Raw genomic sequence first — 25163 nt, 5'->3', positions numbered from 1 at the left:
ATAATGAAAAGAATCAAAGAAGCGTGTATCTGCCAGACACTGCATTTTATGCTCAAAGAAGATGTTGGTCACGACTACGCTGTCAAGCTCGTGAAGGAAGAAATAGAAAAGTACAAAGCTTCACTTGAAAGAACAAGAACAAAGTACAAGATAATCGAGGAAACGGAGCAGCCTGATGGCTCTGTTATCATCAAGATCAAGAAGCAGTACAATACAGCTCCTGTCGGCTCATATCTCGACTGATACTACTGAATATTGTTAAAAACAGCGTGTGGCGTAAGCATAAATCCAGCTTTCTGCCTCACGCTGTATTTTTTAGGAGGAATACTATGGAACAAACCGCAAATCAATTCTTAGGACAAGAGCCAGTTGGCAAGCTGATGAAAAAATACGCTGTGCCGTGTATCATCTCTCTGCTCGTCGGTGCTCTCTACAACATCGTAGACCAGATTTTCATCGCAAATGCAAGCTATCTCGGCTCTTACGGAAACGCCGCAAATACCGTTGTCTTTCCGCTGACGGTCATCGCTCTTGCTATCGCTGTTATGATCGGTGACGGCTGCTGTGCATTTGTGAGCCTGAGCCTCGGCAAAGGCGAACCTGACAAGGCAAAGAAAAGCGTCGGCAACTCCGTGCTTATGACGATTGTGAGCAGTATTATCCTCTGTGCCGTGTACCTAATATTCAGCAATGGCATCATCGCAATGTTCGGCGGTACGGTCAATGAGGAAACATTCCGCCACTCAAAAGAATATTTCTTCTATATCTCGCTTGGTATCCCGTTCTATATGTTCGGGCAGGCTATGAACCCTGTTATCCGTGCGGATGGGAACCCAAAATTCGCTATGATCTCGACACTTGCAGGTGCAGTTCTGAACATGATACTTGATCCGATCTTCATTTTCGCTTTCGAGTGGGGTATGATGGGAGCTGCGGTCGCAACTGTTATCGGACAGATAGTTACGGCAGGACTTGCTGTGTGGTATCTCTGCAGCATGAAACTCGTAAAACCTGCAAAGCCTGATTTCAAACCCGAAAGTGCAATTATCCGCAAAACGCTGACACTCGGTCTTACCAGTTTTCTCTCACAGATCTCACTTGTAGCGGCTATGGCGGCGATCAATAATATGATACGCAAATACGGTGCAATGGACAATATTTTCGGGCAGGAGCAGTATGCACAGATACCAATGGCGGTGGTCGGTATCGTCATGAAATTCTTCCAGATCGTTATTTCTATCGTAGTCGGTATGGCAGCAGGCTGTATCCCCATTGTAGGCTTCAACATGGGCGCAGGGCTGAAAAGCCGTGTGCGTGAGCTGTTCACCAAACTGCTGACAGCGGAAGCAACCGTCGGAGCAATTGCTCTTATCTTCGTGGAGTTCTTTCCCCGTCAGCTTATCGGCATATTCGGTGCGGCGAACGAGAGCGATACTATACCGATTTCGCTGTACACGCTTTTCGCATTTATCTCTGTATGATGATATTTGCCTGCGTAAATAAGGCTTGCTTCATCTTTCTGCAAGCAATGGGCAAGGCGGTTGAATCTACTGCACTTTCGATGATAAGAGAGATCGTGTTCGGCGTAGGCTTTGCAGTAATTCTGCCCCTTTTCTTCGGCCTGGACGGTGTGCTGTACTCCATGCCCGTGTCGGATATTCTGACATTTGCTGTTGCCATGTTCCTTATCATCAGGACATACAAGCAGCTCGGAGCGGATAAGAAAGAACAGCACATAGGTGAACTTGCATCTGCAAGCTCTCATTAAAATCATTGCATTTACGCACAAAAACAATCAACAACTCACTTATTCCCGTGCGCTTAAAGGAGATTTTGTTTTTTGGCTCTTGAAATCACCAAAAATCCGGTGTATAATTTTAAAGTTAATAAAATACTATGCAATGACACACGCAGTACTTCTGTACATAAGTCTGATCACGGAATGCAAATTTTGGATCGGTGTACGGAATACTGCGTGTTTCTGCGTATTCAGGAGGATTTTACTATGCCAAGAACACAATTACAGAGAATGATGTTTGCGCTGATGACCGTTATCGTTACCGTCCACGCCTATGTATTCTACAGCTTGTATGTTGTAAACGGTTCGACGCTTATGAACGTTACCGGAGCAGACAGCGTACTCGGAGCAGTCAACGCTATGGGCGGTGTTTATATGCTCGGAAGAAATTTGCCGATATGGGCAGTTGTCATTATTGAGTTTATACTTGCCTACACCCTTGAGATCACAGTAGGCAGCCCGATGTCATTCAAACTCGCCTGCAAGGTATTTGATCCGAGAGAAACACATCCCGTACTCTTTGAGACAGCTATCATCTGTGCAACAGTCGGTATCATGTGTCCGTCCATGAGTTTCCTCGCGGCTGTCCTTTACTATCCATACTATGCAGGTTTCAATATCTTCACTCTCCTTGCAAACTGGATAAAGCTTGTCTGCTTCAATTTCCCGTTTGCGTTCTTCTCTCAGCTTTTCTTTATTCAGCCGCTTATCAGAACGGTGTTCAAGTTTGCTATGAGCAAAATCGGCAATAATGAAACTGCTGAAGCAAGAAAGGCTTCTGCATAAAATATTATAACAGCAAAGCGGTCAACCACTCTCGGCTGACCGCTTGTTTTGCTTATTCGTTCTTGTCTGAAAGCCTATATCCGTGTATCATGGACGGTACTCTGAACTACTATTCCGCTCAGACTGAGGATTTGCAGATAGATGTTCACGGAAATACAGCGACAATTACCGAAAAATCCAAAGTAACTGCTGCTGTGTTCGGTGGTGGTAAGCATATAGATTGGTTCTCCAGATTCAATACTGATAGATAATACTGAAGCAAATGGTTAATTCATAGAAAAAAGGCAGATACCTCATTTGAAGTATCTGCCTATTCTGTTTCATAGCTCGCTGTTTTGGTCATAATATAGTAGTTTGAATTATACTGCTATATTAGCGCAGACACTTAAGGTGTCTGCTTTTTTGCTGTTCAGAGGTCATGAATAGTATTCAATAAGCTCCTGTGCTTTTTCGGGGTATATGAAGGATTCTGCTCCGCACTCGACAAGATTTGTAAAAACATATCCGTTTTCATAAACATTGATGCCGAAATTGAATCTTCCGAATATTACAGCCGATGATATATTACGCCTGCAGCAGCTTTGCGATACGGCATAAAAAAACAGAAGCATATGCTCCTGTTTTTTATGCGTACTTTACTTTGTTATCCTCTCGCAGTAAACAAGATATCTCTGACTGTTTACGCCGTATGGGTGACAGGTATAAAGCGTGAGCATATCCTTGCCGTCCTGAATGAGTATCGGCTTGACATCATCGGGGGCGATTATCCTTACCTGAGTCACCTTGTATTCCAGCGTATACCAGAAATTCTCTATGCGTACGATATCCCCCGCTTCGAGCTTCTCCACATAGCGAAGGAAGTCCGAACCGCCAAGTCCGCGGTGCACCGCTATAACGCAGTTGTTATTGGTTCCGCCGATAGGGTAGGAGGTATTTGTAAGATGTCCGCAGCCTGCCATCATATTATCGTCATTCGCGCCGAGAAATATGGAAAGCCTAAGGTCAAGCTTGCCTATCTCAAGAGTTCCGATGCTCTTTGAGCTTATACCGTAGTCCTTGAGATCTATCTCGGGATACATATACGACGAAGAGCTGTTGAATGACTTCTGACCTGTCTCAAAAAGCTCTTTGTTCCTGCTCAGCATATACTGATACAGCTTATCGAGGTAGGGCTGATCGGACTTCGGCTCGGCATCTGACATAACTATCTTGTAGGGCGCAGGCTTGCCGTTGTCATCAACAGGCATTTTTGTGTCAGACGGCAGCTTGCCGTCATTGATAGCCTCTTCTATGATCTTGTCTCTTTCTTCCTCGAAGATATCGACGTTGTCACGCGCCTTTTTATTTATCACCATTTTGCTTGCAATGGGATATATGAAAAATCCGAGACCTACAAGAAAGATAAGAAGCAGAAGCAGTAAAAGTATCCGTCTTTTTTTCTTTTTTGAGTTTTTGTCATTTTTCAATGTTGAGATCACTCCTAATGAAAAGTGCCGCTTACCAAAAGCGGCACTTTCCGTTAAATAAACCTTGGAGGTATCTAAAAAGCATCAGAGAGGGTGAGAATGCTTTTATGATCTCTCACATCAGTTATTAACCTGCTCTTCGTCTTCTTCATCGTCGTCTCTCTTCTTGAGGATCATGAAGATAAGGAATCCTGTGCCTGCCATGAGGAGAATACCTGTTATTGTGAAGATGATAGTTGCTGTTGTTCCTGTGAAAGGAAGGTTGAAAGCACCCTTTGCAGTATTTACAAACTGTACCTGATTTGATACTCCACCATCTGCTATTGGTGTTGTTTTATCACTTTCATAAATATTGCCATCATCACCTACATATATTAATCTTGGAGTATCATTGAGAAGATGATCTGATGCAGCAGAACCAATACCTGTCTGAGTTATTTTATAAGCACCGGGGGCAAGATTTGCAACGACAACCTTATCCTTATTCGGAGCAGCAAGCGTCGAATCATCTGTTAAAGTGTTAAATGCATCAGATATTGCAGTACCATCTGCCTTTTCGAGCTTATATGTTGCTCCTGCAAGCTCTCCGCTGCCTGTGTTGGATATGATAAGTGTTGCAAGTGTTACTTCCTTAGTGTCTTCAGTAGGTGTAGCGGGGTCTACTGGAGTTGTAGGATAATTTTCAGGAGCAGGAGTAGGCGAAATAACAGGACCTGTGCTTGTTGCGCCATAGGTATATGCTATGCTTGCACTGTTTGAAACAGACGCAGAAGAATAACCGGAAACTATTGTTGAGGATACTGTTACGTCAACAGTTGTTACAGTTCCATTTTTATCAAGCTTTAGCAGACCAGCAGGCGTAAAAGTGATAGTTAATGTTCCGCCTCCCGTAGTTACTGTATAATCCGCAGTTAAAGCTAAATCAGTAGTGCCAACCTTTACAGAAGAAACAGCAACATTTTCAAGTGCTGATGCAGAATATGTATCAGTTATCGCATATGCGCTGAGCTTGGACGGGTCATCGGGGATATCGCCCTTGATTACCCAGTTATATGTATTACCGGCGGCATCATATGCTATCTCTTTATCAACGCCGAGTATCTTCTCGTTTTCAACTGTTACTTGGTTATTTCCAGAAGTACCGTCTATTGTAAACTCTATAGGTGTCTTATCGATCATATAACCCGCAGGTGCTGCTGTTTCAACAAGATAATATGTACCATACGGGAGACCGTCTATGGTTACCTTACCGTCTGCATCTGTAGTATAAGTATGACCTGTATTTACCCATGTTTTTTGATCAGCATCAAGATAGAAAGCATCAAATGAAGCTTTTTTTGAAGCACTCATTGAATCATCGGCGTCACTTAACGTCTTGATAAGCTGAATGGTATGTAAATCCACTGCCGGATCATAACCTGTCGGATCGTCAGTGCCGTTTTCATTATCTGTCAGCTTAGGATAAATATGAACGTCTCTGACATTACCACTTGCCGAAGTTACAGGTATCTGAATTATAAATGCGTCTGAGCCTGCAAAATTAACATCTGTTGTGCTATCCTGCGGGTCTATCTTATAATATCCGTCTTCTAAGCTTGCAAGTGTGCCTCCCGAAGCTATAGTCTGAGCCACTGCTCCTGTATATGCAGAACCGTCAGCATTAACTCTTATGACACTGAAATTCATAGTACCGTCTGCGATCGCAGTGCCATTCTCACCAGCACGTGTTGCATCACCTGTTTTTCCTGTCGGGTCATCATCAGGTGAAGCCAATCCACTTTTTGTTGTATCGTTAACTCGATATGGGTGGATAGTCAAATCACAATGTGTGCTGTCCGTAGCTGCCATAGCCGAAAACGGAATGTACTGTGCCAGCATAAACGCTGAGATAGCTAAAGCTGACGTCTTCTTGATCATTTTTTTCATAATACAACCTCCTGAATTTATTCATCTTCATTTTCTTCTGATTTACTGCTGACATATAAGAACAACAGTAAAGCAGCAAGTAACATTGTTGATATGCCGCATACAGTGTATCCCGTAAGCGGTTTGCCGCCTGCCATAGGCAGCTGGAACGGGGATCTGTCAAGGAAGATGTTTTTTACAGCTTCGTCTGACCCCGAACTTATTATGACCGTTTCTTCTTTACAGCCATATCCTGTCGGCGGAGTCTCACACCTTACTGTATATGTGACACCGTCCTGAATATTAGCTTCGACATTGCTCCATGTCAGAGTACCTTCTTCGTTAAGCTTTAATGCTCCGACACGCTCATTGCTTTGGTTATACAGTGCAAATTCTCCGCCTGTGAGCTTTGGTGCGTTGTTTTTGGGGTTGCCCTCAGCATCTTCAAAGGATTTGCTGTATACATTGATCGTTATTTTCTTTACAGAGTTTTCGCCTTCATCCTTGTAGTAAACTGTTTCCGTCCTGCTCGTCAAAGCCTCACCTTTTACAGCATCAGGATCAGGTGTGTAGTTATCTAATGGTGGTGAAGTGACTTTATAGACCATACCATATGCTTTGGTGATAGTTTTAGTTCCCTCAGTTCCTATTTCAGCAACTTTTTTACCTTGTTTTTCTGTATCGGAAATATTCAATGCATACTTGTACTCAATTGTGATAGTTACCTTTAACGGCTGCCAGTGTGCATACAAGTCGATCGGACCATCACCGCTCGGAACTATCGTTGTTTCATCTACGGGATTGCCTGCCGAATCACACCAGCCGACAAATCTCCAGCCACTTTCGATCCAATCATTTTCGCCTTCACCGCTTACACTGCATTCAGCTCTCGGGAGTCCGACATATTTGTTTTGTTCGGGATCGTAGCCGTATTCTTTGCCGGGACTTACTTTTCTGCTCGTCATTCCGATCGTAATATTGGACGGATCAGGTTGACTCTCCCCCGGAGCAATCTTATTGAAATTGACCTTTACCATAGTCGGTCTTTCTCTGCAATAAACATAGAATTCAGCCTTTTCGCCTTCTTCAAGCTTGCCGCTTACAGAGTCGACATCAATTTCCTTGTTATTGTCGAGTTTGGTCCTTCTGATTATCTGACCATTGCTAAAAAGCTCTGTTACCTTATTATTCACTACATTATTTCCCGATCTTTCAAGATCGAAATTTCCTTCTCCGTCTTTAACACCTGTATAAGTCTCTCGCTGCGTATCACTTTGCAAAATGGGAATACCATCACCGTCACATTTTACATAGTTCACTATAACTTCGGTGCCATCTGGATCTGTGTTAGAAGAATAAGTAACAGTTACCTCGATAGGACCGTTTTCGGGAGCTATACCTGCTACGACTGCCTTATCGGGAACATAGCCAGCTACATCAGGTGATCTTACGCTGTAGGCGTCACCAGCTGCGAGATAGAAGTAGTATCTATCTTCCGCTTCATTGTATACTGTTGTCTTGTATCCTTCCATTGGTGCGGAATACGTTGGAGCTGCTGGACTTCCGTTCTCGTACTGATATGTGATTGTCAGCGGGATATTTTTCTTCACGAACTTACCTATTACATAGATATCGCCGTCAACTATCGTGTGAGTGCCGCTGCTTGTAACTTCGTCTGGCCACTCCCAGTAGTAGTTTGCATATCCGCCCCACGGAGGATAATCCGTAGGAGTTAAACCATCTGTCAGATTAGTAACATTATCCGAAACATAATAAACTGTTGGATCCTCAAAATGTGCTGTCTGTATCATGTTCGGAGTTTCAGGATCGTAGTACTCATAGTAGTAATGAACGTGATATTCCTTTTTAGCAGCACCCGCAGCATTTATGGTGATGTTGTTTGTGAAAGAACTGCGCGGTATGGTTACTGTTATAACGCCGCCGCTCTTTGTCACATCTGCTTCCGCTTTATCCTCGGGATCGCTTCCGTAGTAAACCTTAACATCTGTTGCATCTGGCAGCTCATGATCACTGTCTGCCTCAAGCCTGAGCACATAAGCGTCTTGAATCTTACTAAGAGTGAGCTTATCCTCTGTCGCGGCAAGAATTGCCTCATTTTCATCAGCAGTAATATCAGTCGGACCAGCTTCACCGCTGATATACTGTACCGACCCTTGCTGCTCTACGCCATTTGTCAGCTCCTTCGTAACCGAATACCTTACCTTTATATCTGCCTCAGCGGGCTTGCTGACAGCTTCTACAGAAGGTATCTTCACAGCTTTTGTCGCCTCAGCTTTCGGTTTTATAGTACCGATCACTGTGCGTTTGCAATCCTCGGTGACTGCTCCGCTCGGAGCTGTATCACTTTCAGTATCAACAAAGGTATAAATATTTGAATTATCGTTCTTGCCAGCAAACGTAACTGCGCTGCTGAGATCAGGTTCATTAGTGTCTCCGCAATCAATGATTATCGGATTTTCGGGAGCTGTTACCGTCAGGACACTTTCATCAATAGCCACATTTGCCCAGTCTGTTGCGTCATTTCGCTTCAGATACAGCCTGTCATCATCTGTAGTTTCAGAAGTTGTACCCGTATGGTAAATATTTACTTCTGTATTCTCGGTCTCAGCCATATATGCATCATTGCCGCCCGTATAATCATTAATCTCAGCGAGTGTTTTGACCGCCAATAGCGGTATATCATTACCGCCGACAAGGTTGGATTTGGGTTGGAGCTTGAAGGTTACCGAACCGCTTCCTTTTAAACCATAGCTATAATTATCTGTAACCACACTATAGCCTGCAAAAGTAGTATTATCAGTTGAACTGTCGTTAGAAACCTTATAGACATCAGCATTTGTTAAGGAATATTGATAAGTTCCTGTATACCTTCCTGTTTCAGCGTCTAAAGTTCCATTATTTGTTACAAGGTCAAAGTATTGCGAGAAATTACTCGTAACTGTAAATCGACGATCATATTCATCCGTATAATCATTTTTTATCTGATCAACAACATCATCAAGAGTATCAGTTGTATCGGTAAGAGTGGTAGTTGCTATATTGTCGTAATCATGACCGCCGTAAACGCCGAGTCTTGTTATTCTTACTGCGCCTGCTTTCTGAGATTTTAATTCAGCTGATGTTTTGGTTGTTCCTGTGTAATATGATATACGTTGGAAACTATCATCATCATCATCAGTACCACCTTCACTCCATTGACTGACATAAAAACCTCTAAGTTGGTTATAGTTATACACATACTCATATAATCCAAGATTAACAGATGTAGTATCATCTGTAAGATCTGAAAGTGAAATATCATTATCCCCTGATTTTTTAATAAATAATCTATTTGAAATATCGGTAGTTAATCCTGATGAAACACCATCACCAATTTTACTAAATCCTCCTTTAGCAAAATTATTCCCGATATTATCATTATCATATTCAGAAAGACGATGATTTGACGATGATATATCCTTACCATTTTCTCCATCATATACGTTATCATTGAAATATCCGGATGTTTTAGGAGTGCCATAACCTGAATTATCAGCAGGCACGCCACGATAAGATGATTTTCCGTTTATTCTGTAGCCGTCATTTCCTGAATAGCCCATATGATCATTTTGATCAGCGAGCGTTGCATATCTCATATAACCAGTACCACCGCCGCCACCACCTGCAATAAGGTCTGCATTTGCAGGTTCAAGACTACTTTGATCTATCCACACATAAGTTGCTTTTCCACCTTTTCCACCACTTCTATTACTACTATCATTACCTTTAGTACCTAATGTTATATCAATACTTTTGGTAGTATTTGCATTCACAACTACATACCCGCTGATATAACCACCTTTTCCACCATATCCACCTTGCTGTTTGGTTCTTGTAGTAGTACTGCCTGACGGAGTTGGAGAACCACTTCCGCCGTCGCCGCCCCATGCTTCAACATAATAGATACCGGGGGCAAGCGTTGCCTGATAAGTATTTGAGCCTTTTGAAATCTCCGTTACATAAGAGCTGTTAATATCAGGCGTATTCATAGAATTTGAATTATTCAAAGAAAGGTCAAGAACCTTTACACTCGGGATAGCCTGATTGATACTGAATGATTTATTGAGGCTGCTCTGACTTTCAACGTCAAAATCAACAGTAAAATCGTAGGTGTCTGTCGATGAAGTATAATCAAGTGACTTGCTCGCCTTAACGGTAAAGCCGTCGAGTTTCTCACCTTCGATTATCTCGATAACAGAATGCGCTCTGATGTATGTAGGATTTGGATTAGCCGTTCCCACATAGTCAGCGCCGTCATATTTCGGGACTACCTCCACAACAACATCAAATTTATGCAGACCCTTGGTATTGTAATCAGCAACTGTAAAATCTGTTATCTTATTTGTTTCGTCGACTTCGGCAACATACTGAGACGATACTGAGTTGGCAAAGTTTGCATCTAATGTGTTGGTCACTGTGCTGTCTATAATATCGCTTTCGTCATATGGCGTATCCTTGCTAATGGTCTTCGACTTTGCCCCTGCTTTATACTTGAACGGGATATTTACAAACCTTACGTTTTCAGCATATGCAAATGAACGCTGCTTATCAGTCGTTGAATTTATATCATTATTCTCATAAAAACGGTCTACCATTGTTTTACAGGTGAACTCTCCGTCATCTGCAAATATCGGGACCTTATTTCCGCCCATGAAGTTCGTTTTCGGTCTCAGTACAAGCTTCAGCGTCATGGAGTCGTCCGCCTGTCCCTTTGTAATGCCTGAGCTTACAGGAGCAATTGAACCTGTGAAGTCTATTTTTCTGTTACCCGTACCTGACTGATTTACAGTAATGGCACCTCCGCCTTTATCCGTACAGGTTGCGGATACTATATCAAAATAAGAGGATACCGTACCGCTTATCTTAACATCGTTAAGATAGTCGTAATCAGCATTTTCGGGGAGGTATCTTATAACTACCGCGCCGCCTACATCTGCATAGATATTGTCTTCTTGCTTAACGAAGAATGGTTCCTGTGCAGAGGTCAGCGTAGCATGCGGTGTGAAATTTGCCATTACAGCCGTGTACGACGAACCGCCGCCTCCGCCGCCGACGTTGTTAGCATCGATCATAGCATTCTGCAAGCCGCCGCTTCCGCCTGCGAAGCCTGCGCCGCCGCCTGCACCTCTGAGGTTTCCTGCGCTTCCTGCGCCGCGGTCACCGTCTTCAATGTAAAGTCTCTGCCAGTCGTTAGGATTATCTCCCTTTATGATATTAAGAGCGTCGCGGGTAGCCTCGCCGGGTTTGTCAGTTCCGCCATGTCCGACGTACCTTGTATTACCGCCCGCACTTGTACCGTCTGCGCCCGAATAATATTTACCTGTATTGAATACGCCTATAGCAGGAGTCGCCTGTATAGCACTTTTGTTTGAGCCGCCGTCGCCGCCGTCACCTTTGGCTTTCAGGAAAAGCTCATAGAAATGGATACCGTTTCCTCCTGCGGCACCGCCGCCGCCTCCGCCTGCTATCATCAAAACTTTTTCAGGATCATCTCTGAGGTTAGGTTTCAGATCGGCAGGATCAAGTTTTTCATCTTTCTCAGGGTCAGGATCTGAATCAATCAGATATACTGCCGAGTATCCGCCGCCTGCGCCTATGGAGATAAACGTGATCGTTCCTGCGCCGCCGCCGACACCGCCTGTACCGCCGCCGTCCAACTGGAAGGTACTGCTTTCGCCCTTACTTCCGATTTCGTAAACGAGCTTCTTTCCAAGGAGTTCATTTTCTTCGCTTACGTCAAGGATTCCGTAAACAAAGCCGCCTTTTCCGCCGACGCCGTTTCTTCCTGTTAAGAGTGATCTTGAACCGTCGCCGCCGTCGCCGCCCCAGACCTCTATAAGGTATTTTCCTTCCTTATCCAGTTTATATTCTCCGTCTTTACTTTTAAGTCGGCTTTCACTGTAATCCGAGTAGGAATAAGCGGAAGTGATCTTTGATGTAAAGGTAAATGTTCCGTCTCCGTTATCTACAAGCGAATCATCGTGATAAAGCTTTGCTGATTCATTACTGCCGTCTGCAACAGCAGGAAAGAATACCGAATCGCTGTTTGATGCGCTTTTTGCAGCATTTGCAGCTGTAAAATTCACAAACGGTATTGAATTCAGAGCTATTATCGCTGCTGATACGAAAGAGTATATTCTGTTTCGCATAGCTGCTGATCTGCTTCTTGTCAAGGAACATCACCTCACTTTCTATGAATTTTTTTATGACTTTCAGTTCATAGCCGTTTTGTCAAACTGCATATTAATTATACTCAGTTTAATCCTTTTTTGTCAATCATTTTATCGTTTTTTTATCTGTCAGCAGAAGAATTTTGTAGTTAAATCCAAATCATTCAAATTTCTTTTGTTATTTCTTACAACTAAAAATGAACATATTATTTCCTTGGTATTAACGAAATATTTTCCATAAAGTATATATATTTCCGTATTTTTTATAGGCTGAGCCAATTGATATACTTGTAGTATTTTATTTGCTGTTAAATACATATTTCATTCTTTTGAAAGTTCTACAGCCGATATAAATTAATGTGCAGTTATTGATGCGTTTTGCAAGACGCCCTATGTTTGTTATATAGATAATTATGTTAATCATTTTGGACGATTCCATTTTTCATTTTACTATACGCCCCGTTCTTCATAAATACTTAACTTTCAAGACAAAACACGTTGCATAATGGCAGCTTTAGTGTTATAATGTAAGTAACAGAAATTATATTAATCATAGAATACAACAGCTTAAAAACCTATGGAAAGTTTCACGTCAGCGTGTTACTGCAATGAATAACTAAAAATATATTAAAGGACGATATCAATGAATTTTATAGTAAGAAAGATCTTTAAGTTTTACCTGAGAGATTTTAAAAAGATAAGCAGGCTCGATACCGCCGAATTCGCAGCAGGACTTGAAAAGCTCAAGAAAAAGCTCCCGAAGACATCCGCACCTTCAAAAAGAATAAAGAAGAAAATGGACGTAAAGACCCGCAGGGTAAACGGCGGTATATACTACATCGCAAAGGATAAAACAAACAGGAGCAATAAAAAGGTGCTCTTTATACACGGAGGCGGATTTTTCCTCGAAGCCCTGCCGCCCCACTGGAAGCTGTGTCAGAGCCTTGCGGAAGATACAGGCTGTGAGATAGTATTCCCGCAGTACCCTATGGTCCCCGAGACCACCGCAAAGGCTTCACATGATATGCTTATGGAGGTATACAAGGAATTCGTAAAGGGCAGCCGTCCCGAGGACCTGACTATAATAGGGGACTCCGCAGGAGGAACTCTTGCCTTGTCCGTGACAATGCTCGCAAGAGACCGCGGAATGACTCTCGCCAATGAGATAGTACTGATATCCCCGGGCTTCATGATAGGCGATATGACCGAAAAGGAACGCCGCAGAGCCGAATATATCAAAAAGCATGACTATATACTGGGACAGTTTCCCATTGAAAAGATGAGCGAGCTATGGCTCGGAAAGCTTGGTACGGAGAATTACAGGAACAGCGTCGCAAAGGTCAGCCTCAGCGGCTTCCCTCATATAACGATGTTCTCGGGAACTCATGATATACTGAATATCCCTGCAAGACGATTTGCGGCAAGGCTGAAAAAAGAAAACCACCCCTTCTCCTATTACGAGAAGAAGGGCGGCGCTCACGATTATGCGCTTTTGAAAAAGAACAGAAAAGAGTACGATATCATCGTATCAAAGGTCAAAGGGCTGTGATACGCATAAAACTTCGGAAAAAATACTTTATGCACCTTATGTCAGGCTGCGTAACTACGGTTACGCAGCTTTTCTTTTTTACCAAAGCAGCTTTCCCGCTGATAGTGACAATACTCACATGATAGGTGTCAAATCACACCAATAAAGTGACAAATGACACGTTCAAATCCGCTTTCGTATGTGATATCATAATGACAGTGAAAAACACGGATAACAAAAACAGTCGGAAAGGAGGCAAAAACTCAGGGGGTAATTGTTATTCAGGTCTGTTCACGAAATGAAATCAAAAAAATATTTAAAATGGAGGTTGTCAATTATGAAAAAGTATTCCAAGAAAATGCTGGCTTTATTACTCGGAGCAATAACTCTGCAGGGCAGTATCACAGCTGTTTCGGCAAGTGCTGAAACAATATCGCGCATATCCGTATCAGAAACGAGCATCTTTGAAGAAGCAGACTCGGAGTTTTCCGAAGATGAACAGACCTTACAGAGAAAGGGCGGCTCGCCATCAAGACCTGTATTCAATTACGGCATGAACGTCGAGCCTATCTATACTCCGCCTTCGTCTATGGCTAAAGGAAGCTATGCCATAGTTATAACAGGAAAGGCAAAGAAGTTGATGAAAGGCGAAGCTCAGATCGCCAAGCCTCAGAACGAAGAATATGCCGATATGTGCAAGCAGATAGATACGGCTCTCGAAGACGGACCTGTTCTCTTCTGTGTGGGCGTCACGAAAAAAGACGCAGAAAAAATGGCTTCTGTCCTCTCAAATGACTATGAGCTGGATATAGTTACCAAAAAAGGTACTATTTCCGTTGCCGTTACCAATGATAAGGACGCATACATCATAAAATACGGCGAGTCGGTAGAGCTCGGCGTTACAGCCACAGGCGGCTATGGTACTCTTTCTTATCAGTGGTATAAGGACGGAAAGGCGGTAAAGGGCGCAACTGCTGCGACATATACCGCAAAAGAGGTCGGAGAGTATACCTGCACGGTCAGTGACCCCATAGGCTTCAGAAATTCCTCAAAGGGAATAAATGTCGTATCCGAGCTGTCATTCACAAAGCTTCCCGATGATATCCGCATAGCAGAGGGCGGAAACGGAGAGATGGCTGTAGAGATATCGGGCGGACTTGCTCCGTATACCTATCAGTGGTACAAGGACGGCGCTGAAATAGCCGATTCCAATTCAGCTTCCTGTACTGTCACAGAAGCAGGCAGGTACAACTGCAAGGTAACGGATTCACTCGGACAGTCCATAACAGGCAGATACGGTACCGTTTACGTTGTTGACAAGCTTGCTCTCTCAGCCGATCTCAGCGAAACAGTGATAATGCCTGCAAGCGGTACCGTCCTCAGAGTAACTCCAAAGGGCGGATACGGAACTTACACCTATAAGTGGTACAGGGACGGCGAGCTTATTATCACAACAACAGCCCCAAGCATAGGCACCTCAATTGCAGGCAGCTATTACTGCATCGTTACCGATGAATCAGGTCAGTCCGTACAGAGCAGGACCTGCGATGTCATCGAAAAGCTTGCTATTGCATCACAGCCTCAGTCCCAGATTTTAGCCAACGGAAAGTCGGCGAATCTCTCCGTTGCGGTAATGGGCGGCAAAGCTCCTTATACCTACCAGTGGTACAAGGCAGGTACAGCCATAAGCGGAGCTACTTCAAACGCCTACACCGCCTCTGTTTCAGGCTCTTACTACTGTGTTGTCAAGGATAGTTCAGGTCAGAGCATTTACACAAATACAGCTTCCGTAACTATAGCCTCTGCTATAAACATCACATCACAGACTCAGAATTATCCCGTACTCTCATCAAACGGTACAGCTTCACTCAGTGTGACCGCAAGCGGCGGCTACGGTACTCTTACTTATCAGTGGTACAAGAGCGGCGTTCTTATCGAAGGTGCAACAAAGTCAACATATACAGCTGCCTCGGAAGGTACATACTACTGCACAGTAAAGGACAGCATTGCTCAGCTCAAGAGCACAAGCAATATCGTCGTAGTTAAAAAGCTCACTATATCTTCACAGTCAGGCAATGTTACCATCAACAGCGGCAGCAGCGCTTCACTTACAGTCACACCAACAGGCGGAAAAGGCCCATACAAGTATCAGTGGTACAAGAGCAACGGTACAGCTATAAGCGGAGCTACATCATACATATACACCACATCGGCAGCAGGCACATACTACTGCAAGATAACAGATCAGTCCAATCAGACAGTATATTCAACAAACAAGACAGTCACAGTAATCACCTATCGCATCACATCACAGCCTCAGAGCGGCGTTATCGCTTCCGACAAGGGCTATAAGCTCTCAGTCGACGTAACAGGCGGCAAGACTCCTTATAAGTACACATGGAGGAAAGACGGCGGTTACGTGGGAAATGAAGCAAAAATCACAGCTTATGAGCCGGGTAAGTACTACTGCACTATCGTTGACGCAGACGGCAAGTCACTCACAAGCGACACAGTCACACTTACAAAGGATTACCTCAGATTTACAAATACATTCCCGACATATGCAAAAAAAGAAGGCAATTATTACCACCTCAAGGCAAGTGCGGCAGGCGGCTCGGGCAAGTATTATTACTACTACTGGCAGAAAATGGCAGCAGGCACCAATGAGTGGGTATACACAGACTGTCACGACGCCGAGCTCTATGTATATGCAGGCACATCAAAGGGCGACATCTACAGATGCTGCGTTACCTGCGAACATTCTTACGATCCCGGATACGCATATCTCTGGGGACCGAGAGTATACATTGCCGATCCGATGACTGCAAAATCAAGCACAAGCTACAACAGCACAAAAGGCATTCTTACAGTCAATGGTTCTGATGGATTCGGTCCTTATACAGTAAAATGGTATAAGAGGACAGCAGAAGAAGAATATAACCTTATAAGCGAAAAGCTCATATCATCTTATTCAACAAGCAGCATAGCAAATATATACTATACTGTATATAAGAGCAGCACAACTTCGGGACAATACACTGCACAGCAGTGGTATGATCACGGCGGACTTGATTTTGGCTACAAAAATGTAAAACGTGATAATTACGATATCTACAGATGTGAGATAACAGACGCAACAGGAACAACAATAACTGCTTCAACATTCCATGTATTTAAAAGCTGCTTCAAGTAATACTTCCTTATCTTAAACAAAAAAGCTCTCCCCGTGTCATGTGAAAACGGCACGGGGAGAACTTCTTATATACTGTTGTCAGCCTTTGGAACCGTAGCCGGGAGCGTTCTTTCCGCCGTCGATACGTGCGTATTCAAGGCCTATTTTATCTGAAGAGTATGCTGTTCCCGCACCGCCTTTAAGTTTTTTGCAGTCGAAGAACATATAGTAGCCGTCCTTTGTGTTTTTTACAGACCAGTTACTGCCGAGCTTCAGGGTCTCAAGGGCGTAGCATTCGTAGAACATCCAGCGCATATCTGTTACTTTTCGTGTATCAAAGCTGCTGAGATCGAGAGTTTTTATCCTGGGTACATGATCGAACATTGCCTGCATATTTGTAACATTGCTTGTATCGAAGCTGCTGAGGTCGAGTGAGGTAAGGTGTGTGCAGCAGGCGAACATCCAGTTCATATCGTTTACTCTGGATGTATTGAAATGGCTTACATCAAGCTCCTGCAGGCAGATATCATAGAAGAACATTTTTCCCATATTTGTAACTTTAGAGGTATCAAAGCCGCTTACGTCAAGGCTTCTGAGAGAATGGTCATAAGCGAACATTCCGTACATATTTGTGACATTTGAGGTATCAAAGCCGCTGCCGAATTTTATTTTTACAAGATTATAGCATTCAAAGAACATCCAGCGCATATCAGTCACTTTGCTTGTATCAAAGCTCGTCAGATCAAGTACTCCTATCTTTGGGAGGTGATCGAACATTCCCTGCATATTTGTGACATTGCCCGTATCAAAATTGCTGAGGTCAAGTGAATAAACGGAGGTACAGCCGAACATCCAGTTCATATCCGTGACCTTAGAGGTATTGAACTTGCTTACGTCAATAGAAGTAAGGCGCATATCGAGCATGAACATTTCCGACATATCCGTGACATTTGAGGTATCAAAGCCGCTTACGTCAATGCTGACGAGAGAGCCGCACCGTCCGAACATTCCCGACATATCCGTGACCTTTGAGGTATTGAAGCCGCTGACGTCTATAGAGCTGAGGTATGCACAGTTATAGAACATCTTTGACATATCTCTCACCTTTGAGGTGTCCGCATTTTTAAGGTTGGCTGAGAGGAGATTTTTCATTCCGACGCATAAGCTGCTACAGTTTTCGGGAAGAACAGTGCCCTTTTCCGCGATGATGTACTTTATTTCTTCTCTTTTTACGCCGTCGGGAAGTACAATGCCCTTACCGTCCGAAGAGTTCTGTATACTGCCCTTAAGGTGAAGCGTCTTTGATGCCGCGTCGTAGTATGACAGATCGGAGGCGTTTTTGGCAGCTGTCAGGTATCCGGGGTCCTTTGCGCCGCCGTCGGTATGAGCGTACTCAGCTCCTGTTTCTGCGGGATCGTAGACGGTTCCCGCACTGCCCTTAAGCTTGGGACAGTCGGTGAACATATCGCTGTCATTGGGTATACCGTATGCTTCCGAGATGCGTCCGCCGCCGACATTCGCAGTTGACCACCTGCTGCCGACATATATGGTCTCAAGTGAGCCGCAGTCATAGAACATACAGGTCATATCGTTCACATTCGAGGTATCAAAGCTGCTCAGGTCGAGAGTCTTTATATTGGAGCAGCAGCCGAACATCTGACTCATATCCTTTACCTTAGAGGTGTTGAAGCTGCTGAGGTCGGGGGGAGCTTCGTGCTTGTAATGGGCGAACATTCCGCGCATATTGGTGACATTGCCCGTATCAAAGTTCCCGACATCGAATGAACCGATAGTAGCTCCGCCGAACATCCACATCATATTCGTGACCTTTGAGGTGTCGAAATCGGAGAGGTCAAGGCAGTCTATGTACGAAAAATAGAACATATAGGACATATCCGTGACCTTTGACGTATTCAGCCCGCTAACGTCGAGGGAGCGGAGCTTCCAGCAATTCGAGAACATATGGGACATATCCGAAACATTTGAGGTATCAAAGCTGCTGATATCAACGTGCTTTGTGTAAAGGCAGTACTCAAACATTTCCGACATATCCGTGACATTTGAGGTATCAAAGCTGCTCAGGTCGAGGTCGGGATCGGCGCTCCACTTGAACATACCCTTCATGCTCGTTACCTTTGAAGTTTTGAATCCCCCCACATCTATCTCCTTGAGGGCAAAACCTTCATCGTCAACGGGCATGAACATATAGGACATATCCGTGACATTTGAAGTGTCGGCATTCCTGAAGTCCGCCGAACTGAGGCTTGTCAGTCCGCCGCAGAAGTGGCTGCAGTTTTCGGGGAGGACAGCTCCCTTCTCGGCGACAATGTGCTCGACTTCATCTCTCTTTACTCCTTCGGGGAGAATAACTCCCGTGCCGCTGTTTCTTACGCAGCCTTTCAGATGAAGCGTTTTCGCCGCCGCGTCGTAGTAAGAGCTGTCGGCTTGCGCTGTCCCGGTAGAAACATTTGCGGAATTTACAGTAGGTATATTATAAGAAAATAACTGATATCCCGTACCGCTTGCCGCAAATATTAACGAGAGTATAAACGCGCTTTTTTTCTTACAAGAATCTTTCATTTTTGAACCCTCCTTTTGATTAAATACCTGAATTTTTGAAACAGCTCAAAATAAGCTATATCTATATTTTAGCACTTAATACGCTCTAAGGAAAGTCGAAATCCAAAAGTTTACGATTTGTTTACCGAATGGATTTAAAAGGAAAACATAATGGTAAATATTCCTTAAAAATAGCGCCCACTGATAATACTATACGTATATCACGATAAAAAAAGCTCCGAACGTAAACCTGCTTTGGGAGCTGTTTTTGCTTCAATTCTGTATAAATGAATTGACTTTTTCCGCAGAAGTGATATAATTTAAATAGACATTTATTTTTTAACGAAAGGAACGATACATCATGGATAAACCTATCACTGCCCTCCCCGAGGAGCTCACAGCCGCAGAAGTCAGCAATTCATGCTGCGAGCTCGGAGATATAATCCCCGACCGCACCGAAAACCACGAAATAGTGGTCGTAGGCGCAGGAGCTTCGGGAGTTCCCGCGGCAGGCTGGGCGGCGGAGCTCGGCGCCGATACAGTGCTTTTGCAGAAGGAAACAACTGTTATATCGCAGGGAAACTGCGGCTCTGCTATAATCAAGTCACGCTCTACAGAGGCAGGCATCGCAAAGTGGATACACCATACCAACAGCCTTTGCGACTGGAGAGCCGATACTAAGCAGCTCCGCGCATATGCCGAACATTCCGAGGAAGCCATGATGTGGTTCCTTAACCGTGCAGGACTTACCAGAGAGACCGAATACGGCGACGGCAGCAAGGTGGACAATAACGCCGAGAGCACAAAGCTCCTCAACGACGGGGACAAGCTCTGCGCTTTTAGAAGCACGAGCGGCGACTTCACAGGCGTATGGAAAGACAGAATGAGCAGCTACGACTACGGCGATGACCACTGCTATTTCTTCGCGCCGTGGGTAGGTCCCAAGCCCCTAAACGTGGGAAACGCCCTGCACAACGTCTTAAACAGGGTAATGTCGGAGCACAGTGATCTCCATGTTTATTTCTCCACCCCTGCCGTTAAGCTCGTTATGGACGGAAAGAGGGTTTCGGGAGTTATCGCAAGGGACAAGGACGGGAAATACATACAGTTCAACGCCTCAAAGGCTGTTATCCTCGCAACGGGGGATTATACCAACAACGCCGCTATGGTAAGGCGCTGGTGCCCCGATATCGCGGAGTTTGACAAGAAGCAGTTCGGCAAGACAGGCGACGGTCATATCCTTGCAATAAGTGCGGGAGCGAAAATGGAGCCCCTCGGACATACAAAAATGATGCACGATTTTGACTCCGCCCTCATGTTTGAGGAGCCTTTCCTCTATCTCAACATGAACGGCGAGCGCTTCACAAACGAGTACACGGGCTTTGTCTATATGGGAAATCTGCTGAAATATCAGCCGAAATTCAAGGGCAGTATGCTCGACGCCGACCATAAGGACGGCTCAAAGGGCTGGTACTGCGCTATATATGACAGCAGCTATACGGATTGGGATAAGGACTCCTTCGTGGCAGGCTGCGTTCCGCCTTTCGTTATGGAGAAGTTCATTCCTGGAGCAGTTGAAGAGCCTCAGGGCGTTTTCAGAAACCTCATCGACCTGCACAGGTGCGATACCCTTGAGGAGCTTGCAAAAGAGCTAGGTATACCCTACGACAGCATGAAGGCTTCCATTGACCGCTACAACGAGCTCTGCGAAAAGGGCTGCGATACGGATTTCGGCAAGCCTGCGAAATATATGCACAAAATAGAAAAAGCTCCTTTCTGGGGAGCAAGGAAGCATATCCGCGTTTCTGCCGAAGTATCGGGAGTTATCACCAACGAGAACGCTCAGGCTCTCGACTCGGAGGGCAAGCCCATAGAAGGACTTTACTGTGCAGGAAACCTCGGCGGTCCTTTCTACGGCGGAGCTGATTACCCATTCCACCAGACAGGTCTTTCCCTCGGCAGGTGCTATACCTTCGGCATGATAGCCGCCAAACACGCTCTCGGAGCTCTGAAGTGAAAATACGGCAAAAGCCGCATGACAGGATCACCCTCATGCGGCTTTTTGGTCAGACCATGTTTAATAAACGGAAAAGATCATAAGGGCATGATGCTTCCCGTTTTCTGACAATACCCTCTCAGGCACCTGTTCCCGCGCAGCAAACGGCAAATAAAAACGCCCCGTACGGGGCGTCTTACAGCCGCTTACGGAGCAATGTTAGAGAGGTAAAAGTCTGAGGAATATCTTCCCCAGACTTTTACTAATGAAGAATACTAACCCCATGAACACAGGGAAGGGACAGGAGGTTGTATTGAGGGGAAAGCTTCAGTTAGCTTCCGCATAGAGATTTTTCCCTGCGGAAAGTTCGATGTGCTTGTATATCTCAAGCCATATATTCTTACAGGGCTCGGCTTTTCTGAGTCGTTCTCTGCGAACGGGGTCAAAGAAGCTTTTGAACTCGGTAAGCTCGTTAAGGAATTTATCGTTGTATTTCCTGAGCATATTGTCGAGGTTGGTCTGCCATTCGCTGTAGCGCTTGCTGTCGAAATTCTCCTTTTCGTACAGCCTGAGTACGGCTACCTCGGGATTATACATGAGCTCGACGCCGTTTTTCATCATTCTGTAGCCGAACTCCCAGTCCTCTATCTCCTGACCGCAGAATTCCTCGTCAAGTCCGCCGAAGCGTCTGATACATTCCATGGGAACGGAGAGGTTAGAGGTCTGTGCGAATATCATTTTATAATGTACCTTATCGAAATCGTATCGGTAGGTCTCAAGCATTTTTATACGGATATCCTTTATGAAGTAATAGCTCTTGTTCTTGTCAAGTCCGTACTTCTCGGGCTCTGTGAGCCAGTAGCGGATACCGTTCCTGAATATCTCGGCAGCATCGCCGGCAGTTTTTGAGTTGTCCTCAAAGACCAGCTTGGTGAGACCAAACTGCATGACAGGTCTGCCGATCTCCTTATATGTATTGTAATGACCGGATATAAATGATCTTGTGGCGATCTCGTCACCGTTCAGGAATATGACAAGCTCCCCCGAAGCTTTTCTTATGCCGTAGTTTTTCGCCTCGCCCACGCTCCTGCCGTAGAAGGCAAAGCAGCGGACCCTGATGTTCGCGGAGTTCTTTGCGATATACTCCTCAAAGCTGTCCTGTCTGCCGTAGTTTACGAAGATGAGCTCGTAATCGCTCTTGCAGAAATCCTGATTCTCAAGCGAATGAAAAAGTCTTACTGCTCTTTCCGTAGAAAAAGCATAGGGAATTATCACACTGCATTTCATTTATTTCCCTGTCTCCTTTTTGAAAATCTAATATCCCATACTACTGCGCTTTAAGGCGCACCTGCTCGCTGAGGAGGTGCATACCCTGCGCTCACATAATATATTATAATATACTGGACGGATAAATGCAACAAAAAATTCCTAAAGTGTAAAATTTTGGCGTGAAATGCCAAATTTTGTTCATGGTTTATTCATTTTATTATTAGAAATAGTTGAAAAACGATTGACAAATTATGAATAATATAGTATAATCAAGTAGCAATGATATGTTCAAGCAGCTTCAATATTCCGTCGCTCAACGTCTGAAACATAGTCAGCCGGGTAAAAAATGATGACAGTCAGGAGGGACGGTATGTGAATATAGCTATATGTGATGATGAACAGAAGTATATTTCCAAAGTAAGGGAAGAGCTCTGCTCATTCCAGTCATATGAGAATGAATTCAGCTTTGATGAGTTCAGCAGCGGCAAAGAACTGCTTGAAGGCTTTTCCAAAGGAAAATATGACATAATAGTGCTCGATATCGAGATGGACGGCATGACAGGCCTTGAGGCTGCCGAATTCCTGCGTGATATCGACGACAAGGTCATCATAGTATTCCTTACGGGATATGAAAAATTCGCGTGTCAGGGCTATGCGGTAAGGGCTTTCAGGTATATACTGAAAAATCAGCCCCGTTCCGTCTATATGAAGCAGCTTGAGGACGCAGTGCGCGAATGTTACAGAAATACACGGTACATCATCGCTTCCGACGGCGACAAGGAGGAAAAGCTTTCCACCGACGACGTGTATTATATAGAAGTTTTTTCACATAAGCTGCTCATACATACGAAAAACGGAGATTATTTTACAAAGGGCACTCTTTCCGAGTGCGAAAAGCAGCTTGCCGACCTCATGTTCGTAAGGCTTGACAAGAGCAGTCTTGTAAATATCGCAAATATAGACTACATACGAAAAAACGAAGTTATCCTCAGCAACGGTATTACCCTGTTCGCAAGCCGTAACCATATAAAGAACATAAAACAGTGTTTTATGGAATACAGCAGAAGCAGGTGGAGCTGATGGAGCTTTCGGATATTATTATAGAGTCCGCTAATTCGCTGTGCGAAGCGGGCATAATCGTTTTTTACCTGTACCATATAATGAAGCAGAAGTACAGGTACTGGCTGTGGTGTCTAATACCCGCCGCCGCCGTCATGTTCGGCGTAATAAACTGCGTTACCCTTTTCAAGGCAAATGCATGGGTCAATATCGGTATTACGCTGGCATCAATGATAGTCATGTCACTTATAATGTTTGAAAGCAGGGTAAGGGACGTCATTTTCTACTGCCTGCTGTTCGTTATAGCCGTTATCGCTTCGGAAGCTCTGGCAATGGGCGCTCTGACGCTGCTGAATTTCGGCACTCCCAACGAGCTGCTCAATATGGGCATGGGACGTATTATAGGTATGGCCTGCTCGAAGCTTTTCTGCTTCTGGATAGCAATGTACATATCCGAGTACCTCAGACCGAAACAGCGCGAGATACCCTTCAAGAACTGGCTGCTCATCATATTCGTGCCGCTGCTGAGCCTTATCATACTCAACGGCATATTTGTTTCCGATAAGCTTGCCCCCCGCGAGACTATAGTCTACCTGATATCCGTAGCGGGAATATTCCTGCTGAACGTGTTCGTTTTCGACTTCTTCGATACCTATTCAAATACTATCAAGCTCCAGCTCATGGAGCAGCGCCTGAAATCGGAGGAGGAAAACTACAAGCTCATAGAGGAAAAATATTCCGAGATACGTCAGCTCAAGCACGATATCAGCAATCAGCTCTCAGCGGCGAGGATAATGTTCGGACAGGGCGAAAGCCCGCAGGCTATGGCGCACCTCGACAAGCTCTATTCATCGGTAATGTCCGCAGGCGGCGTCTGCTATACGGGTATATCCTCCGTTGACGCCATAGTCAATATGAAATGGGAGCGCTCAAGACTGCTTGACCTGCCCTTTTCCTGCAAGGTGGTATTCCCCGATGAAATGCATATCGACGAGCTCCTGCTGTGCAGGATAATCGCAAATCTCCTCGATAATGCCATAGAGGGCGCGGAAAGCGCCTCTACAGACGATAAATTCGTATATATTTCGCTTATACAGAACAACAACAAGCTGCGTATCTGCGTTATGAACTCCTCGGACGAGGTGGACGCTGACCACCTAAAGACCACGAAAAGTGGATACGGCCACGGCATAGGCGTCAGCAGCGTAAAGGAAGCCGTAAAGCAGCTTGACGGCATATTCTCGTTCAAATGGGATAAAGGCATATTTACAGCCGATGTCCTTATCGCATACAAATGATATGCTATCTGCACATTTGTATATAAATCATTAACAAATAATGAACAATAATCGCATTTCACGTCTAAAAAATACATTTCACGCATAAGTCTTGATT

Annotated in this window: 14 protein-coding genes and 1 pseudogene; 9 read left to right on the top strand and 6 right to left on the bottom strand. The window is 44.6% G+C overall.

Annotated elements, in window-relative coordinates; all coding sequences use genetic code 11:
* The first annotated feature begins 3 nt into the window (after positions 1 to 3).
* The 4 genes and pseudogenes from Q0R37_RS01205 (at position 4) to Q0R37_RS01190 (ending at position 2835) form a co-directional block, all read left to right on the top strand.
* Complete coding sequence (locus Q0R37_RS01205) at positions 4 to 243, top strand: hypothetical protein (protein WP_019680303.1); 240 nt, start codon at positions 4 to 6, stop codon at positions 241 to 243.
* 86 nt (positions 244 to 329) lie between these two features.
* Positions 330 to 1768, top strand: a pseudogene (locus Q0R37_RS01200) (MATE family efflux transporter).
* 237 nt (positions 1769 to 2005) lie between these two features.
* Positions 2006 to 2584, top strand: a complete 579-nt coding sequence (locus Q0R37_RS01195) for a hypothetical protein (RefSeq protein WP_294750243.1) — start codon at positions 2006 to 2008, stop codon at positions 2582 to 2584.
* An 89-nt stretch (positions 2585 to 2673) separates the two neighbouring features.
* Positions 2674 to 2835 (top strand): hypothetical protein, encoded by a 162-nt coding sequence (locus Q0R37_RS01190; RefSeq protein WP_294750241.1) that lies wholly within the window; start codon positions 2674 to 2676, stop codon positions 2833 to 2835.
* Positions 2836 to 3000: 165 nt separating this feature from the next.
* Here Q0R37_RS01190 and Q0R37_RS01185 read toward each other — a convergent pair whose 3' ends face one another.
* The 4 genes from Q0R37_RS01185 to Q0R37_RS01170 form a co-directional block, all read right to left on the bottom strand.
* The gene (locus Q0R37_RS01185; RefSeq protein ID WP_294750239.1) at positions 3001 to 3195 is read right to left on the bottom strand and encodes a hypothetical protein; all 195 of its coding nucleotides are present in this window, start codon (positions 3193 to 3195) and stop codon (positions 3001 to 3003) included.
* Between the two features lie 24 nt (positions 3196 to 3219).
* Positions 3220 to 4050: a class C sortase gene (locus tag Q0R37_RS01180; protein ID WP_294750237.1), complete on the bottom strand. Its 831-nt coding sequence runs from the start codon at positions 4048 to 4050 to the stop codon at positions 3220 to 3222.
* Between the two features lie 120 nt (positions 4051 to 4170).
* Positions 4171 to 5976, bottom strand: a complete 1806-nt coding sequence (locus Q0R37_RS01175; protein ID WP_294750235.1) for a SpaA isopeptide-forming pilin-related protein — start codon at positions 5974 to 5976, stop codon at positions 4171 to 4173.
* 17 nt (positions 5977 to 5993) lie between these two features.
* Positions 5994 to 12164: a glycine-rich protein gene (locus Q0R37_RS01170; protein ID WP_294750233.1), complete on the bottom strand. Its 6171-nt coding sequence runs from the start codon at positions 12162 to 12164 to the stop codon at positions 5994 to 5996.
* A 664-nt stretch (positions 12165 to 12828) separates the two neighbouring features.
* On the opposite strand from Q0R37_RS01170, the gene Q0R37_RS01165 reads away from it, so the two are divergent.
* Both Q0R37_RS01165 and Q0R37_RS01160 read left to right on the top strand, forming a co-directional pair.
* Positions 12829 to 13734 carry an alpha/beta hydrolase fold domain-containing protein gene (locus Q0R37_RS01165; RefSeq protein ID WP_294750231.1) on the top strand — a complete coding sequence of 302 codons (906 nt, stop codon included), beginning with the start codon at positions 12829 to 12831 and terminating at the stop codon, positions 13732 to 13734.
* A gap of 316 nt (positions 13735 to 14050) precedes the next feature.
* The gene (locus Q0R37_RS01160; protein ID WP_294750229.1) at positions 14051 to 16906 is read left to right on the top strand and encodes a hypothetical protein; all 2856 of its coding nucleotides are present in this window, start codon (positions 14051 to 14053) and stop codon (positions 16904 to 16906) included.
* A gap of 78 nt (positions 16907 to 16984) precedes the next feature.
* Here the strand turns inward: Q0R37_RS01160 and Q0R37_RS01155 are convergent, their stop codons facing one another.
* A complete protein-coding gene (locus Q0R37_RS01155) occupies positions 16985 to 19465 on the bottom strand; it encodes a BspA family leucine-rich repeat surface protein (protein WP_294750227.1) in 2481 nt (826 codons plus the stop codon).
* Between the two features lie 340 nt (positions 19466 to 19805).
* Between Q0R37_RS01155 and Q0R37_RS01150 the strand changes: the two genes are divergently transcribed.
* Positions 19806 to 21461 (top strand): FAD-binding protein, encoded by a 1656-nt coding sequence (locus Q0R37_RS01150; protein WP_294750226.1) that lies wholly within the window; start codon positions 19806 to 19808, stop codon positions 21459 to 21461.
* Positions 21462 to 21767: 306 nt separating this feature from the next.
* Here Q0R37_RS01150 and Q0R37_RS01145 read toward each other — a convergent pair whose 3' ends face one another.
* On the bottom strand, positions 21768 to 22727 hold the full coding sequence (locus Q0R37_RS01145; protein ID WP_294750224.1) for a glycosyltransferase: 960 nt from the start codon (positions 22725 to 22727) through the stop codon (positions 21768 to 21770).
* Positions 22728 to 23081: 354 nt separating this feature from the next.
* Between Q0R37_RS01145 and Q0R37_RS01140 the strand changes: the two genes are divergently transcribed.
* On the top strand, positions 23082 to 23789 hold the full coding sequence (locus Q0R37_RS01140) for a LytTR family DNA-binding domain-containing protein (protein WP_294750222.1): 708 nt from the start codon (positions 23082 to 23084) through the stop codon (positions 23787 to 23789).
* Positions 23789 to 25066, top strand: a complete 1278-nt coding sequence (locus tag Q0R37_RS01135) for a sensor histidine kinase (RefSeq protein ID WP_294750220.1) — start codon at positions 23789 to 23791, stop codon at positions 25064 to 25066. The genes Q0R37_RS01140 and Q0R37_RS01135 overlap by 1 nt, the downstream gene beginning before the upstream one ends.
* Positions 25067 to 25163: the final 97 nt, after the last annotated feature.

This window comes from uncultured Ruminococcus sp. (genome assembly GCF_946415235.1).
Lineage (GTDB): Bacteria > Bacillota > Clostridia > Oscillospirales > Ruminococcaceae > Ruminococcus.
Note: the sequence above shows the minus strand (reverse complement) of the source record. Positions and strands in the feature narration are given on the sequence as shown.